The sequence below is a fragment of the bacterium genome (assembly GCA_020444325.1).
Lineage (GTDB): Bacteria > Bacteroidota > Ignavibacteria > SZUA-365 > SZUA-365 > BM516.
Genome location: JAHLLD010000007.1, coordinates 80,456 through 96,200, shown reverse-complemented (window position 1 = coordinate 96,200; position 15,745 = coordinate 80,456). Strand labels below are relative to the sequence as shown.

Annotated in this window: 8 protein-coding genes and 1 tRNA gene; 5 read left to right on the top strand and 4 right to left on the bottom strand. The window is 57.0% G+C overall.

The genetic code is table 11. The features are described from left to right. Positions 1–20: 20 nt before the first annotated feature. Positions 21–632, top strand: coding sequence for a hypothetical protein (locus tag KQI65_10755; GenBank protein MCB2205218.1), 612 nt, complete (start codon positions 21–23; stop codon positions 630–632). Between the two features lie 54 nt (positions 633–686). On the opposite strand, the gene KQI65_10750 is transcribed toward KQI65_10755, so the two are convergent. After that, positions 687–1,229, bottom strand: coding sequence for a GNAT family N-acetyltransferase (locus KQI65_10750; protein MCB2205217.1), 543 nt, complete (start codon positions 1,227–1,229; stop codon positions 687–689). 231 nt (positions 1,230–1,460) lie between these two features. Here KQI65_10750 and KQI65_10745 point away from each other — a divergent pair, with 231 nt between their 5' ends. After that, complete coding sequence (locus tag KQI65_10745) at positions 1,461–4,670, top strand: S8 family serine peptidase (protein ID MCB2205216.1); 3,210 nt, start codon at positions 1,461–1,463, stop codon at positions 4,668–4,670. 79 nt (positions 4,671–4,749) lie between these two features. On the opposite strand, the gene KQI65_10740 is transcribed toward KQI65_10745, so the two are convergent. Beyond that, the gene (locus tag KQI65_10740; GenBank protein ID MCB2205215.1) at positions 4,750–5,448 is read right to left on the bottom strand and encodes a porin family protein; all 699 of its coding nucleotides are present in this window, start codon (positions 5,446–5,448) and stop codon (positions 4,750–4,752) included. A gap of 455 nt (positions 5,449–5,903) precedes the next feature. Between KQI65_10740 and KQI65_10735 the strand changes: the two genes are divergently transcribed. Further along, entirely contained in the window at positions 5,904–7,964 is a 2,061-nt protein-coding gene (locus tag KQI65_10735) for a S9 family peptidase (GenBank protein MCB2205214.1), read from the top strand. Between the two features lie 270 nt (positions 7,965–8,234). Next, a complete protein-coding gene (locus KQI65_10730; GenBank protein MCB2205213.1) occupies positions 8,235–11,315 on the top strand; it encodes a hypothetical protein in 3,081 nt (1,026 codons plus the stop codon). Positions 11,316–11,393: 78 nt separating this feature from the next. Here KQI65_10730 and KQI65_10725 read toward each other — a convergent pair. Then, positions 11,394–11,466 (bottom strand) — tRNA-Glu (locus KQI65_10725). Positions 11,467–11,502: 36 nt separating this feature from the next. Beyond that, a complete protein-coding gene (locus KQI65_10720) occupies positions 11,503–12,222 on the bottom strand; it encodes a polyprenol monophosphomannose synthase (protein MCB2205212.1) in 720 nt (239 codons plus the stop codon). Positions 12,223–12,435: 213 nt separating this feature from the next. Here KQI65_10720 and KQI65_10715 point away from each other — a divergent pair, with 213 nt between their 5' ends. Next, positions 12,436–15,702, top strand: a complete 3,267-nt coding sequence (locus tag KQI65_10715; protein ID MCB2205211.1) for a lamin tail domain-containing protein — start codon at positions 12,436–12,438, stop codon at positions 15,700–15,702. Positions 15,703–15,745: the final 43 nt, after the last annotated feature.

The window sequence follows — 15,745 nt, the reverse complement described above, 5'->3', positions numbered from 1 at the left end:
AAGTTACGTAGCTTCGGCTCATGCGCTCACTGTTCATCATCTGTATGTTTCTTCTCGTTTCCTTCAACGCCCGGGCGCAGGAAAGGGAAGGGAAGACGCAGCTGCCGTCAGCTGCGCCGTCTGCGGCAGCACAGCCGCTTGATGAGGAGTTTTTTCTTCAGCAGCGCGAGGCCATCCGACTCCCCGCCTTGAGGAGGTACCTCGAACTGCAGGAAATGAAAACCGAAGAGCTCGCCTTGCACAATGCCTTTCGCGTCGAGAGACTTCTTACGAAGCTGAACCATGACGGGACAAACGGCCTGAGCGAATCGATACTGCTGACGCAGAATGTGGGTCTTCCTTTCGCGAGGTTCTCAGGAGACGCCGACCTGCTCGAAGCGGTTGGCGCGATGCTGTTTGAGCAGGCCGTGCAGCTCACCTATCAGTATGCAAGGGAATCGACCAGGCGGGGATCGCTGACCGAGTTTGATTACCTCGCGCTTCCGCAGGGGCGCGGTGTAACGCGCACAATGGGAGAGTCGCGGGAGTCGGCGCTGCAGCGCGGAGAGCGTCAGAGCTGGAGTGTGTGGGAGGAGAAATATTTTATGCAGAAAAACCAAATCCGGATGTCTTCGCCGGACAGCAATCGCTGACGGTATTTTCCTTCCCCTGCGTGGGCCTCCCCATTCTTCAAATTTCCCTTCCTGCTATTCCCCCTGCATTTCCCATTGCTTTCTTTTCAGTGTCGCGAAGCGCTCCTCCGGGTCGCGTTCGAGTCCGTATTCCCCCGGATCGTCCATCTGAAATCCACAGCGCTCCGTCAGGTGGAGCGACGCATAATTTTCCAGAGCCATGCGTGCGATGATGACGCGCATGTGCAGGGTGTTGAAACAAAACGCGATCACGGCCTGCAGCGCCTCGGTAGCATACCCTTTCCCTGTGTGCTCCGGTGCGAGTGTCAAGCCGAGTTCCGCAGCGTCGACGAACTGCAGGGGCACGTGAATACCGCAGTCGCCGACCAGGCAGTCGTCGGCCTGACGAATGAGAGCGAATTGATACCAGATACCGGGGAGTCCGGGAGTGAGTCCCTGCATACCACGGATGAAATCACGCACCTCGATCTCCGACTGCGGTTTCCACGACTGGAAGCGCATGTGTTCGAGGTCGCCGCGGTACGCCGCGATGGCGGTACTGTCGGCCAGGCGCAGGGGACGGATGAGGAGTCGGGATGAGACGATGTTGTTTTGCATGGCTCTCCTAAGGGACTTGCCGAAGTTTAACAAATATTAATTTCATCCCAATAGGGCAAATACGTACTATTCTTCGGTCTACAGCGTTTCCGCGGCGGTGCAGACGGCAGTTCAGGATAACAGGGTTCACCTTTTCAATCCGATTCGCCTCATTTTCCCGTCCCCGCCTCGTGCGCCTGTTTTCGCAGCGCACACCTCGTTTCCCGAAGTATTCATAGAGCAGGAGAAATCATGGTCCGTCCCGTACTCACATTTATTCTGGTGCTGGTGTTTGCCGTCAGTGCAGGTGCCCAGAACCCGGGAGAGGGCGAATTCACGCTTGAACGTTTCTCGCCTGAAAAACTGGTTCTCAACAATTCCGCGGGGAGCAGCCGCTTCGAGCTGTCTCACCGTCATATCCTGGTTCAGTTCAATGCTGACGTTCCAGAAGAACAGCAGCGCAACGTATTGCAGGAAGAGGCTGTGCCGGGCAGCGATGAGAACATGTTCCTGGCGTCGCCGCGGGTCGTGATCGCCGTCCTAGCCGATGGCACATCAGAGCAGGAGCTGCTCGATGTGCTGCAGCGGCTCAGTGCCCGGCCCGAAGTGCGCGTGGTGAATCCTTTCCTTCGCTACCTCGATGATGGCATCGAGCTTGGCATACAGGATCGATTTCATGTTCGCCTCCGCAGTGGAATGAATCGTGCCGCACTTGAGGCCTATGCAGCACAGTACGGTGTGACGGTCATCGAAGCGAACCGCTATGACCCGAATATCTTCGTGCTCAGTGCGGACAAGCATGCCGCGGGCAACGCATTCGAACTGGCCGTGCAATTTCAGAAGAGCGGAAATTTCGCATGGGCGGAGCCCGATTTCGTGCGCCTGCTTGAACGCATGAGTACCAACGACCCTTACATGCCGTATCAGTGGGCGATCAATAACGATGGATCGTCAATTCAGTACAACGGTACGCCGGGCGCGGACATGGATGTGCTCGCCGCATGGGGACTGACCACCGGGTCCTCTTCAGTCAAAGTCGCCATCATCGATGAAGGCGTCGATCTCTCGCATCCCGATCTCGTGGCAAACCTGAATCCCGGGTATGATGCCATGGGACTCGGAAGCAATGGCGGACCGCAGAACGACGACGCGCACGGGACGAACTGTGCGGGTATCGTTGCCGCTGTCGCGAACAATAATATCGGTATCGCCGGGGTTGCCTACGACTGCCGCATCGTTCCCGTCCGCATTGCCTACGGTGTCGGTTCTTACTGGGCGACTTCCGACGCCATCCTCGCTGACGGTATCAACTGGGCGTGGAGTAACGGCGGCGCGGATGTGCTGAGCAACTCCTGGGGTGGCGGATCCCCGTCTCTGCTGATCAACAATGCCATCGACAATGCGATAACAATGGGTCGCGCGGGCAAGGGATCGACTGTTCTCTTCTCGGCGGGCAATGGCAATGGCTCGGTCAAGTATCCGGCCAACTACAATCAGACCATTGCGGTGGCCGCAATGAGCATGTGTGATGAACGGAAGTCCCCTTCGAGCTGCGACGGCGAATACTGGTGGGGCAGCGACTACGGTACGAACGTCGACGTTGCCGCACCGGGTGTCAAAATTTATTCGACAGACATCAGCGGCAGCGCGGGATACAGCAGCGGCGACTACTACCCGACCTTCAATGGAACGTCGAGTGCCTGTCCCAACGCAGCCGCAGTCATGGCACTGATCTACTCTGTCAATTCCTCGCTTACACATCAGCAGGCGCGAGATATTCTCGAGCAAACGACGGAGAAAGTCGGTGGGTACACCTACAACAGCAATGTAACCGGGCAGCCGAACGGAACCTGGTCAAACGAACTCGGCTATGGACGTGTCAACGCATACAATGCGGTCAAGCAGGCCAGCATTTCCATCTGTCTGACCGAAACCATTCCTCCGACGATTACGGCGCCACCGGATCTCATCCTCTCCGCCGATCCCGGGCAGTGCTCGCGTGACGGAGCAGGCGTGATGCTTGGAACGCCGACGGTCGACGACAACTGTCCCCACACCCTCGTCGTCACCAACAATGCCCCCGCAAGCTACCCGGTCGGCGTCACCACCGTGACGTGGACGGTGACTGACGGCGCAGGGAACAGCAGCACGGCCGTGCAGAAGGTGACCATACAGGACCAGCAGCCGCCGGTCATCGCTCTCTGTGCTGCGGATGTCGAGGTGGAAGGCGACGCACAGGACGAAGCGATTCTGCCCGATCTGCGTGCGCAGGTGCAGGCGAGCGACAACTGCTCCGCGTCCCTTCAGATCGCGCAGCTGCCGGCTCCCAATACCGTACTTGGTGCGGGCGCCCATACCATAACCTTCGCTGTGACCGATGGTGCGGGTAATCAGAACACCTGCACCTCGCGCTACACTGTTGTGCGCCGCGTCGAAATCGATCCGGAATCACAGTCCGTCGTCGCAGCAAGCGCCTGCAAATACCCGGTGCTTGTCACACGCGCGGTGCATATCAACAACAGCGGCGGCAATTTCGGAAGCGGGGTGATGATGTGGACAGCAACGACCACTGCCGCCGAAATCACATTGATTACCAGCAGCGGCAGCGAAGGTGATGCATTGCAGTTCACCATCGACGGACGGCGCCTGCCGTATGGTACGCATACGAGGACGATTACCATCAACGCCTACAACAGCGTGACCATGACACCGGCCAGCAACGCACCGTACACACTGACTGTCGTTATTGACAATCAGCCGGGCGGCAACGTGACCGTGACGCAGGCAGTGGGCAGCAGCTGGACACCCTTCCTCAACAGCAGCGGTCAGAAAGTCGCGGAAGTCAAGAGCAACAGCGGCCCGATTTCCAGCTTTACTGTAACAGTGCAGCCCTGTTCGCTGCCGTACGGACTCAGCCGCGTTCGCTACGTACGCCGCAGCTTCACCCTCTCCAGCAGTGCCTCCAGCCTCGACGTCGACATTCGCCTGTATTACACGAATACGGAAGCAATGCCGATGGTCTCCCAGCCCGCGGCCCTGACGGTGTACAATCGTCCGTACAATGTCTGGACCAGCCTTGGCGGTACCTCCTATCCCCTCGCCAACATGGTTGAACTGCAGGGACTGACAAGTCTGACCGGCCCCTTTGCACTGGCGCATCCCTGGGTTCCGAAATTCCCGGGAGACGATGTGCAGGCAGGTTCCATGCTGCTGGCGCAGAATTATCCCAATCCCTTCAATCCCACGACCACAGTACGTTTCTCACTCGAGCAGACCCAGCATGTACGCCTGACGGTGTATGATATGTTCGGACGGGAAGTGACTGTCCTTGCAGAGGGAAGCTACGAGCAGGGAACACATGAGGTCGTCTTCGATGCCGCGGGACTGCCGACCGGCACCTACTTCTACATGCTTGAAGGCGCGCATGCAATGTTGCAGCGCAGCATGACCTTCATGAAGTAGAGCGATCCGCATTTGTACAAAAGCCCCTCCACATCAATCGGTGTGGAGGGGCTTTCGTGTTTTCATGCAAGGCTGCGGATCAGCCGTCAAATCGCCACCAGAGTCCGACATACGGGAGAACGAGCCCACCAATACCCTTGGGTGAAAAATACAGCAGGCCAAGCTTCAGCCGGAAGACTTCCCAACCCCACATCACGCCGCCTCCGACACGGAGTCCCTCAAAATCGATGTCGTATCCTGCCTCACCGACGAACTTGGTCTTCTGCGAAAGACTGTGTTCGACTCCGGCAGAGACTGATGTACCGCTTGTGCTGGCAGTGGCTTCCACCTCATCGACACCGACATCCGCTTCGAAATACGAATAGTTGGCACCCAGGTGCAGACGTGTCTTCTGTCCGACAGGCATCGTATAGACGATATAGGGTGAAAGTGACGTCAGGGAGACATCATTGTCTCCCGAGAGCAGGTTCAGGTTGAAATACTGAACACCGAGACCGGCAGCAAAGGCCTCCCGTTCGGTATCGACGAAGGAGACTTTCACATCGGCATTGTAAACCTGGAAAAGAAACAGGAGCAGGTTCGTGCCGAGCTGCACGTTCTCGCTGATGCCATATTCAACCGGACCGATACCTATGGAAAATTCACCGGCATGCAATGTGTTTCCGGTAGGCATGCTCAGGTTATTTGTGATGGGCCTGCCAGCAAAACCTTCCTGCTGGCTGTATGCCGACGTCGCGGCGAAAACAAGGAGAAAAACAATGGTATATACAGATCTCATCAAGGACCTCCATGTGATGGTGAGCGCGAAAAATCATACGTATTGGCGCAAATGACTGGTCGCAAGATAAAAAAATTTTGCTCGCTTGCTCAAACTTCGTTATCAGATTTTTAGCGAAATATCTGCTTTGCAGCTACTGTATCGTTTCCAGAAGAATTTGGGAAATATACAGTTTCTGCATAATCCGATTCGACGTGGAGAAATATGCAGTTTCTGCATAATCACCGGGGCGTCATTGAATTATGCAGTTTTTGCATAATTCCTGCTGTGGGGGTGGACAGAAATGAAACAGTTGCGGGGTTTTCCCGTAGGCTGTAGGCTGGAGAATCATCTTTTCCGTCCTCAGGGTGGGACGCCGGATATGATCGGCGCGCCCGGATTTGACATTCCCATCTGTCTTGTGGATATTTTTCATCTACCCTCACAGAATATGGAGGTACGGTATGCATCGTTTACTGCACAGGATGGGCATCGTGCTTTTCCTGTCGTTACTGCTTGTTTCATGTGCCAGGAAAGAGGAACCTTTGATTCCACGCGCAGATCTTTTTGGTAATCCCGATCGGGCGTCCCTGCAGATCAGTCCTGACGGAAAATTCATCAGTTATCTCGCACCGGTCGACGGTGTGCTCAATGTCTGGGTGGCCCCGGCGGCCGAGCCGGGCAATGCGAAATCGGTGACAAATGACAAGAACCGCGGCATCCGGCAGTATTTCTGGTCGTACGAACCCGGCCAGCTGCTGTATCTGCAGGACGAAGGGGGGGATGAGAACTGGATGCTTCACAGCGTCAATGTGGAGTCTGGCAGCGACCAGAACCTGACGCCATTTGAGGAAATTCTGGATGCGGATGGCAATCCCATCATGCTCCCGAGCGGGAAGAAAATGCGTCCCCGCGTGCAGGTCGAGCAGGTCAGTCCCGACACGCCGCAGGAGATACTCGTCGGACTCAACAAACGCGATCCGCAGTTCTTCGATATCTACCGGCTCAATATACTCACCGGCGAAATGGAGATGATTCAGAAAAACGAACAGTTCGCCGGTTTCGTGACGGATGATACTTATGCCGTGCGTTTTGCGACACGCGTTACGCCCGAGGGCGGCAGCCAGTATTTCACGCCCGACGGCCGAGGCGGCTGGGAACTGTACATGACCATCTCCGCAGAAGATCTGATGACCACGTCGATCATGGGCTTCGACCGCGACGGCAGCACGTTGTACATGCGTGACAGCAGAAACCGCAACACCGCTGCGCTGGTCGCGATCAACATGCAGACGGAAGAACAAACCGTGCTGGAGGAAAACGACAAGGCGGATATTTCCGGCATCATGGCGGATCCGGCCACGGGGCGCGTGCAGGCGGTTTCGACGAACTACGAACGCGTCGCGTGGGATATTCTTGACGGAGCAATCGCGGACGATATCGAGTATCTCGAATCGGTGGTGGACGGTGACCTGTCCGTCACAGCGCGGACGCTCGACGACAGCAAGTGGACGGTGGCGTATGTGAAAGACAACGGTCCCGTACGCTACTATCTCTATGACCGAAAGGCCGGGAAAGCGGAATTCCTCTTCACCAACCGCAGTTCCCTCGAGCAGTACACGCTGGCGAGCATGACGCCGGTGGTCATAACGGCACGCGACGGACTCGATCTCGTCAGCTACCTCACCCTGCCTGTGGCCTCCGATGAAGACAGGGACGGTCGTCCCGACGAAGCCCTGCCCATGGTGCTGCTCGTGCATGGTGGACCCTGGGCGCGTGACAGCTGGGGCTACCATCCCATGCATCAGTGGCTTGCCAACCGGGGGTATGCGGTGCTCAGCGTGAATTTCCGTGGCTCGACAGGCTTCGGGAAGAAATTCATCAATGCGGCCAACCTTGAATGGGCGGGTGCGATGCACGACGATCTTCTCGATGCCGTGAACTGGGCGGTGGATGAAGGCGTCGCCGTCAGAGAAAAGGTCGGCATCATGGGAGGCAGCTACGGCGGTTATGCCACGCTGGTCGGGCTCACCTTCACACCCGATGAATTCGCCTGTGGCGTGGATATCGTGGGTCCTTCAAACCTCAACACGCTGCTGGCGAGCATCCCGCCGTACTGGAAACCGACACTCGATCTGTTTTCCACCCGCGTCGGCGATCCCCGCACGGAAGAAGGAAAAGCGCTGCTCGAAGAGCGCTCCCCGCTCAACCATGTCGACCAGATCAGCAAACCGTTACTTATCGGACAGGGCGCCAACGATCCACGCGTAAAGCAGGCCGAGGCGGATCAGATCGTGAAGGCCATGCAGGAGAAGAATATCCCTGTCACCTATGTGCTGTATCCGGATGAGGGACATGGTTTCGCCCGTCCGGAAAACCGGCTCTCGTTCTATGCCGTCTCCGAGATCTTCCTCGCACAGCATCTCGGTGGTCGCACCGAACCCATCGGCAGCGACTTCGAGAATTCAAGCATCGAGGTACCCGAAGGCGCCGCTAACATTCCAGGACTCAGCGAAGCGCTGAAGAGCAACGAGTAGCAACCGTTGCGTTCGGGGAAAGAATGGCCCGGTCTCCTGCAAGCAGGGGACCGGGTGTTTTATACTTCGCAGCACGATGTGGCCAGCACGGGGCGAAGCATCTGAAGGATTCTGATTGAAGTTGCTGGCTGCGGGGATTATTTTCCAGCTTGTGTGTCTTTAGTGTATCGAACGGCACGGGAACTGCTTCTTGCAGGCGTCTGGAGCACCAGGTACCCGGCAGGTGGATGCGCACCACCATCCCGTGCATACTCATGAGTGGAGGATTGCATGCATTTGCGTTTCTTGTTTATCACCCTGGGGATGATAGGGATCATGTTCGCCTCGACGGTCCGTGCGCAATCATGGGACACTATTCCGCCTCCAACTGGTGGGCTCGTACGCGCGCATGCTCGCTCGGGCACGACCCATTATGCGGTTGTCGAGGGCCAGAGCCGCGATCCGGAAGGCCTTACCAGACCTCAGCTATTTCATTCGCTGGACGATGGTGACAGCTGGATGCCTCTGGAATGGCCGGCTGGTGTGAGTACACAACGTTACCGTATGGCGATTGATGGCGCGAATTGCGTGTATTACATGAGCGATTACGCGCTGTTTCGCACAACCGACAGCGGGACGACATGGAATAGAATCGACAGTACGGCAGTCACGGATGGAGCGCTGTTCGAGATTGCAACCGACAGTGCGGGACGGCTTTACGTTGCAACGGAATATCATGGCCTGCTTCTTACGACGGACCGTGGAGACACATGGCAATCCTGCACGATACCATTTCACCCTGAACTCAACGCAGTCGCAAAGCTCTCTTGCATTGATGAGGACTTGTACCTCTGGTGGGATAATTCCGCAGGGATCGATACGCTCTTGCGCAGCACGGATCACGGGAGTACCTGGGAGGTGTTCTGCAGCGAAGTGGAGCCGATAGGTGTGGTTGATGGTGGAAACAACAGCATACTCATCAGCGGGACGACGCGGGTTGGACTTGCCTTTCCGTTCTGCATTCTGCGGACGACAACAGCAGGGCAGCAGTGGGATACTCTGTATACCCGGGAAATTTATCCCGGGGGTTATCAGTACACGGTGAGAGAGAGCAGGTTCATTCGGTCGGACAGCGGCGTGATCGCCCACGCCATCATGACACCGGACAATGATCAGATCCTGCTTCTTACATCAGATCGTGGCTCGTCATGGACTGAAATCCCATCCTCCGATGTGACGATTACATCCATGATAGCATTTAATGCCCGGGGACATTTCACCTGCTTTGGTGCCGGGTTCGGGATGCTCCGCTATCGAAGTTTCAGTTCAGATGCGGAGCGAACGGGATTCACACCCCTCCCGGTTGACTATCCCCTCACCATTGCTGATGATGGGACCGTCTTCGCAGTTTCAGGCGATGAGACATCTTCCAGGCTATATGAATGGGATGGTCAGGAAGCGCAGTGGGAGATGTTCGAAGGACCATCAATTCGGTGGACATTTACCCAGGTGCCCGAGATGAAGGCTGTCTTCCTGGCTCCTCCCGATACGGTTTTCGCTACGATCAACGGCATGAATGCACTGGGACGCACGACGGATCGCGGTCGCCACTGGACACTGGTGAACCCATCACGATTGATCACCTACGCGAACACCAGCGAACAAAGCGGTCGATGGCTGGGTAGATCCCTGGATTCCCTGTTCTTATCAAAAGACAACGGCAGGAACTGGGAGGTAGACGAAATCCCGGGATTCGTACCGATTCCCGGAGCAATTGCGGAAGTTGAGGGTACTGTTCTGCTTGTACGTCAAAATGATCTCTGGCGGAAAGCAGGGAAAGATTCGTCGTGGATTTCACGTGAAGCTCCCTGGGGTATCGGCCGCCTGTTTACGGGGCGGGGTCCCATGTTGTATGCCCGAAAGGAGAGATCCGATGTCATCGCACGCACGTCGAATCGAGGAGACAGCTGGGAATTTCCTGGTGACGGATACGGTGCCGCGGATGACCTTCTCATGATCGGGGAAGACACACTAATCGTACTCGATATGAGCCGCGGACTGGCGCTGAGTTCTGATCGCGGAGACAGCTGGACCCTGCGCGATCTCCCGGATATGGAGCCTCGTACCATTGCGGTCAACGACGGAGATCTCTACATCGGAACCCAGCGACTCGGGATACTGAAGACGCGGCTCGATGCCATGCTGGCGTTCCTTTACCCGATTTTCCCGGAAGACAATGCAACCTGTGTGCCTGATACGGTGACGCTGCAGTGGTCCGCCTCTTCACTGCCCGGACCTTTCCACGTCCGTTGCGGAACCGTGGAATCGCTGCATCCCATGTACCTCGTCCTGGATACGCTCGTGTATGACACCGCGATCGGAGTTGGAACCCTGTCCCCATTCACAACATACTATTGGGCCGTCTCCCACGCTGAAGAAGAAAACAGCACGCGGAGCTCAACGACCGCCCGCTTCACCACCACGCCGCTTCCTCAGACCCGGGTGTGGACTCCACGGCAAAACGATTCCTGCCTCACTCCGGATGTAGAAGTCACGTGGGACGCAGAGCCCTGCGTGCAATATGCCGAAATTGAGCTTTCCCGGGACACATCTTTCCTGTCGCCCGTTGTGACGCAGCGTGTTGAGGGTGAGACCTCGTTCAGCGCGGTATCCCTGGAGTACGGAAGGAAGTACTGGCTTCGTGTGCGCTCTGTCTCTGCTGCGGGGGCCGGACCGTGGTCGCCTGTGGTATCGTTTCGGACGGTGGATGAATTCGTTGCCGCGCCACTGCAGAGTGAACCCCCGGACCAGGCAACACTCATCTATGCGGATGCTCCATCCATTCGATGGTACAGGCCTGATTGCGTGAACCTCTCGCAATTACAGGTATCACGCGATACTGCATTTAATAACGAAATCATCATCGATGCACAGAGAGGAAACGCATCCACCTACATCAATATTGCTGGAAGTATGTGGACGAGGGGCAGGTACTACTGGCGCGTGCGCGCCCTGCGCGATACCGTACCCGGCCCATGGTCCCCGGTATGGTCATTTACTCTCGATCGTCCCCTTGCCGCCGGTAACCTGCCTCAGTCGGTTACGCTTCGCATCACGGATGTTTTCCCTGTGCCGGTAATCTCGTCTGCAAACATGCTTACCGTACAATACCAGCAGTTCTCACAGGCTGAGGCAACCATTGTCCTCTGCGATATTCTTGGGCGGCCCCGTCGCAGCACTTCCAGCGCCGCCTCCACTTCCGGTGTGCAGAGCGGGCAGCTGGACATCTCCAGCCTCCCGGCAGGACAGTATTTCCTCATCCTCCGCAGCGGCGCGCAGTGCGACTGGCGTCCCATCACCATCGTGCGATGATCCGGGGCAGCCTCGAGGCGCATTGGTATCCAAATAATAACAGACGCCTCTCCTGCGGGGAAGGAGAGGCGTTCTCAGTGCGCCCAACGGGATTCGAACCCGTGTTTTCAGCGTGAAAGGCTGACGACCTAGGCCTCTAGTCGATGGGCGCAAAGTCTACTAATATACGACGCTTTCGCGTCGAAAGTCAAGATATTTTACCGAACATGCTCTGGAAGCGCAGGCGCCAGACCATCGTGACGGCTTCGCGAACGATCTTTTTGGACATCTTCGAGATACCGACGCGGCGATCCATGAAGATGATGGGGATTTCGTGAATGCGGAAGCCTTTTTTCCAGGCTTTGAAGCTCATTTCGATCTGGAAGCTGTAGCCGTTGCTGCGCACCTGGTCGAGGTCAATGGCTTTCAGCACTTCGATGCGGAAGCATTTGAAGCCGCCGGTCGCATCGCGCACGGGGAGACCGGTGACGATGCGTGTGTACTGGTTGGCGAAATAGCTGAGCAGCAGGCGCTTCATCGGCCAGTTCACCACATTCACTCCTTCGATGTAACGGGAGCCGAGGACGAGGTCGAATTCCTCTATCGCTTCGAGAAAACGCGGAAGGGTACTCGGATCGTGCGAAAAATCGGCATCCATCTCAAAGACGTAATCATATCCCTGCGCGATGGCATACTTGAAACCGGCGACGTAGGCGGTGCCCAGGCCCATTTTCTTTTCGCGCTCGAGCAGATGGATGCGGTCATTGCCTTCCATCATCCCGCGTACCTTGCCGGCGGTGCCGTCAGGGGAATTATCATCGACGACCAATACTTCAAGCCGGTCATCCCGCGAAAGGATGTCCGGCACGATGTTCTGGATGTTCTCCAGCTCGTTGTAAGTCGGTATGATGATCAGTGCGCGCTTCATAATGGCGATGCACTTCCCCGCGGGAAGTAAAAAGATTACGAAATATCAGAAGATTTCAGCAGAAGTCAAAGCAGGAAGGGCAGATACGCCATTTTCGCCCAGCGCAGGCGAGGCAGGAAAATGCATGGCCGGTAACCACCCGTAGAGTGTGTTTTGTATATTTCTGCTATACCTGTAGGCAACGTATTACCCGTCATCATATATGTGAGCACGATGAAGAAGTTTTTGATTGTTCCGCTGTTTTTCCTTCTGCTGGCGCCGCTTGCCGCCCAGCAGGCCGATCATGTCGTCATCAGTGAGTTCGCCACCCGCGGTGCCGCGGGCAACCAGGCAGGCGAATTCGTTGAACTGTACAATCCCGGCAGCGGGGATGTGGACATCTCCGGCTGGGAACTGCAGTACCGCTCCGCCAGCGGATCGTCGTATTTCGCCCTCGTCAGCATTCCCGAAGGAAGCGTCATGCGAGGGAAGTCGTTTTTCCTGATCACCGGCAGCAGCTGGGCCGAGAGTCCTGCTGCGGACGTACAATGGTCCTCTTCCGGTATGGCCGACAATGGCAATATCCGTATCGTTGACGATGCCGGAAAGGAAGTGGACCGTGTCGGCTACGGAAGCGGGAATGACCCGGAAGGATCCGGAGCGCCGAATCACGGCGAGAGCGCAAACGGGAACAGCGTTGAGCGCAAGGCCTCTTCTACATCCACCGCCTCCGATCTCGCGGCCGGCGGCAGTGAGGAATTCGCCGGAAACGGGTGGGACAGTGACGACAATGCGCAGGACTTCATCGTGCAGTCCAACGGACGCAACCCGCAAAACAGCGCGAGCGCACAGGAACCACCTTCGGCCGACGGTTCGGGCAGTGCGGAAATTTCTCCCACCGAGACCGATGCGGCTGAGGATTTCACCGCAACGATTACCTTCCGTCCCTCACCCGACTACAGCATCTCAGGCATGAAAATCGTCATTCCTGTTGGAATGCTGTGGACGGGAGATCCTGCCGATGTGCAAACCGATACACGGCTGCAGGCTGAAATCGCGGCCACGGGGGATACGGTGTATCTCACACGGCTGTCCTTCGCTGAAGAGGAAGCGGAGATCACCATCAGCAATATCACGGCCGCTTCAACGACGGGGAATTACCCCTTCACCATCCTGACCTTCGGCAGCGAACAGTATCTGCCCATTCAGAATCCGCCGACGGTTTTTGTGGCCGGGGGACCCATTCCCATTGCGGAAGCGCGTGAAAACAACGCCAGCGGCGTTCCTGTCAAGCTGGGTGAAATCGTTACGGTCAATGGACTCGTTACCGTAGCGGATCAGTTTGGCGCACCTGCCTACGTACAGGATCACACCGGCGGAATCGCGGTGTATGATTTCAATTTCACCGAGGCCGTCAGTATCGGTGACGAGGTAACTATCACCGGCACCATCACGCACTATAATGGACTGACGGAGATGGAGAACGTCACCCTCGATGCCAAACCTTCCACCGGCAACGCCATCATTCCACTGGAAGTCTCCATCGCAGATATTCTCGGTGACGGACAGAACGGAAATGAGCAGTATGAATCGCGCCTCCTCCGCATCAACGGGGTGACGGTGAATACGCAGGCATGGACGGTGAGCGGCTCGGGCGTGAATTACACGCTGTCGGATGGCACGAAGGAATTGGATGTGCGTATCGACAACGATGTGCCGTTTGCGGGACAGCCGGCGCCGGGCGGCAGCTTCGATATCGTGGGTGTGCTGAGCCAGTATCAGCGCAACAGTCCCTACGTCGGCGGCTATCAGCTCATGCCGCGTATCAGCAGCGATATTATTGCATCAGGTCCGCGCCTGCTGACCACACCCATGCATGAGCGTCCCACAGAAACCGATGCCGTGACCATCAGCTGGACGGTCTCGCCTGACGCCACGGCACATCTTCGCTATGGTCTCACTGATGCCTACGAACTCGGCTATGCCGCGGGCAGCGGTACTCCCGCCGCAGAGCAGGAGGTGCGCATCACAGGACTCGACCCCGCAACCATCTATAAAGTGCAGCCTTTTTCCGTCGCCGGCAGCGACACCAGTTTCGCGCAGCCGATGTACGTCAGCACGCGCAGTTTGACTTCCACCGGTACCATCAATGCGTATTTCAACCAGGACGTCAACAACGATATAGCTGGTGCGGAGCCTGCGGCAGGAGACGTGAAACTGGAGAATCTCCTCATGGATCGCATCGATGCCGCGCAGTACAGCATCGACCTGTGCTTTTACTCCCTCAGTGGCATGGTCGGCGATGATATCGCCGATCGTCTGCTCGCAGCGAAGGATCGCGGTGTCAGCATCCGCGCCATTTTTGAGACGGACAACGCGAACACCAACGCGATTCGCACCGTCCGCAACAACCTGCCTGCCATCGTCGATAATTTCGACCGCGCCAATGCGGGTGCCGGACTGATGCACAACAAGTTCGTCGTCATCGACGGGCGGGATCGCAGCAGCGATACCGATGACTGGGTGATGATGGGCTCGTGGAACCCGACCGATCCCGGAACGGACAATGACGCGCAGAACGTGCTGGCGATACAGGACCAGGCGCTTGCCGGGGCCTACACCCGCGAGTTCGAGGAAATGTGGGGATCTGATACCGAGACGCCCAACAGTACGCTCTCACGCTTCGGCGCACGCAAGCTCGACAACACGCCGCATGTGTTCTCCATCGGCGACGACGATATCCCTGTGGATCTGTATTTCAGTCCCAGTGACCAGACCACGCGCATCATCCTCCGGGAAATCGAGCGCGCAAAACAATCGCTGTATTTCGCGACACTCACATTCACGCGCGACGATCTGGCACGCGCGCTGGTCGATCAGCATGATGCCGGACTTTCAGTGCGCGGAATCATGGACAACAATTCCGACCAGGGAAACGAATTTTCCTACCTGCAGAGCAGTGGGGTGGACGTGTTCCTGAAAAAAGGGCTGTCCGGCCTGCTGCATCACAAGTATCTGCTCGTGGATGCGGACGGCGGTGATGATCCCGGTATCGTGACGGGCTCGCACAACTGGTCGAACTCTGCTGAATTCTCGAACAATGAAAACACCATCGTTTTGCATGACCGCTCGCTGGCCGAGCAATATCTGCAGGAATGGTACACGCGGTATCGCGATGCCGGCGGCAGCGCGATCATCGTCCTGGATGTCGACGGCGCGAATGTCGTGCCCGAGGGCTTTACCGCCACGCTGTATCCGCAGCCGGTCACACAGGGCGCGCAGGCAGCCGTGCGAACCGATGGCTTCTCATCAGTTGAGGAAATCCGTCTGTTCGATATGCTGGGACGTGAGCTGTATCGCCGCGCAGCCGTGACGGATGCATTCCGGTCAGGAAACTTTCTTCTCCCGACCGCGCAGCTTCGTCCGGGCAGCTACATGTTGCTTCTTACGACGCGTGACCGGCAGCAGCATGCGCTGCGCTTCATTGTCGTCCCGAACTGACGGTTAAACATTGTCACGCTGCGGCCGGTGCATTCGTACCGGC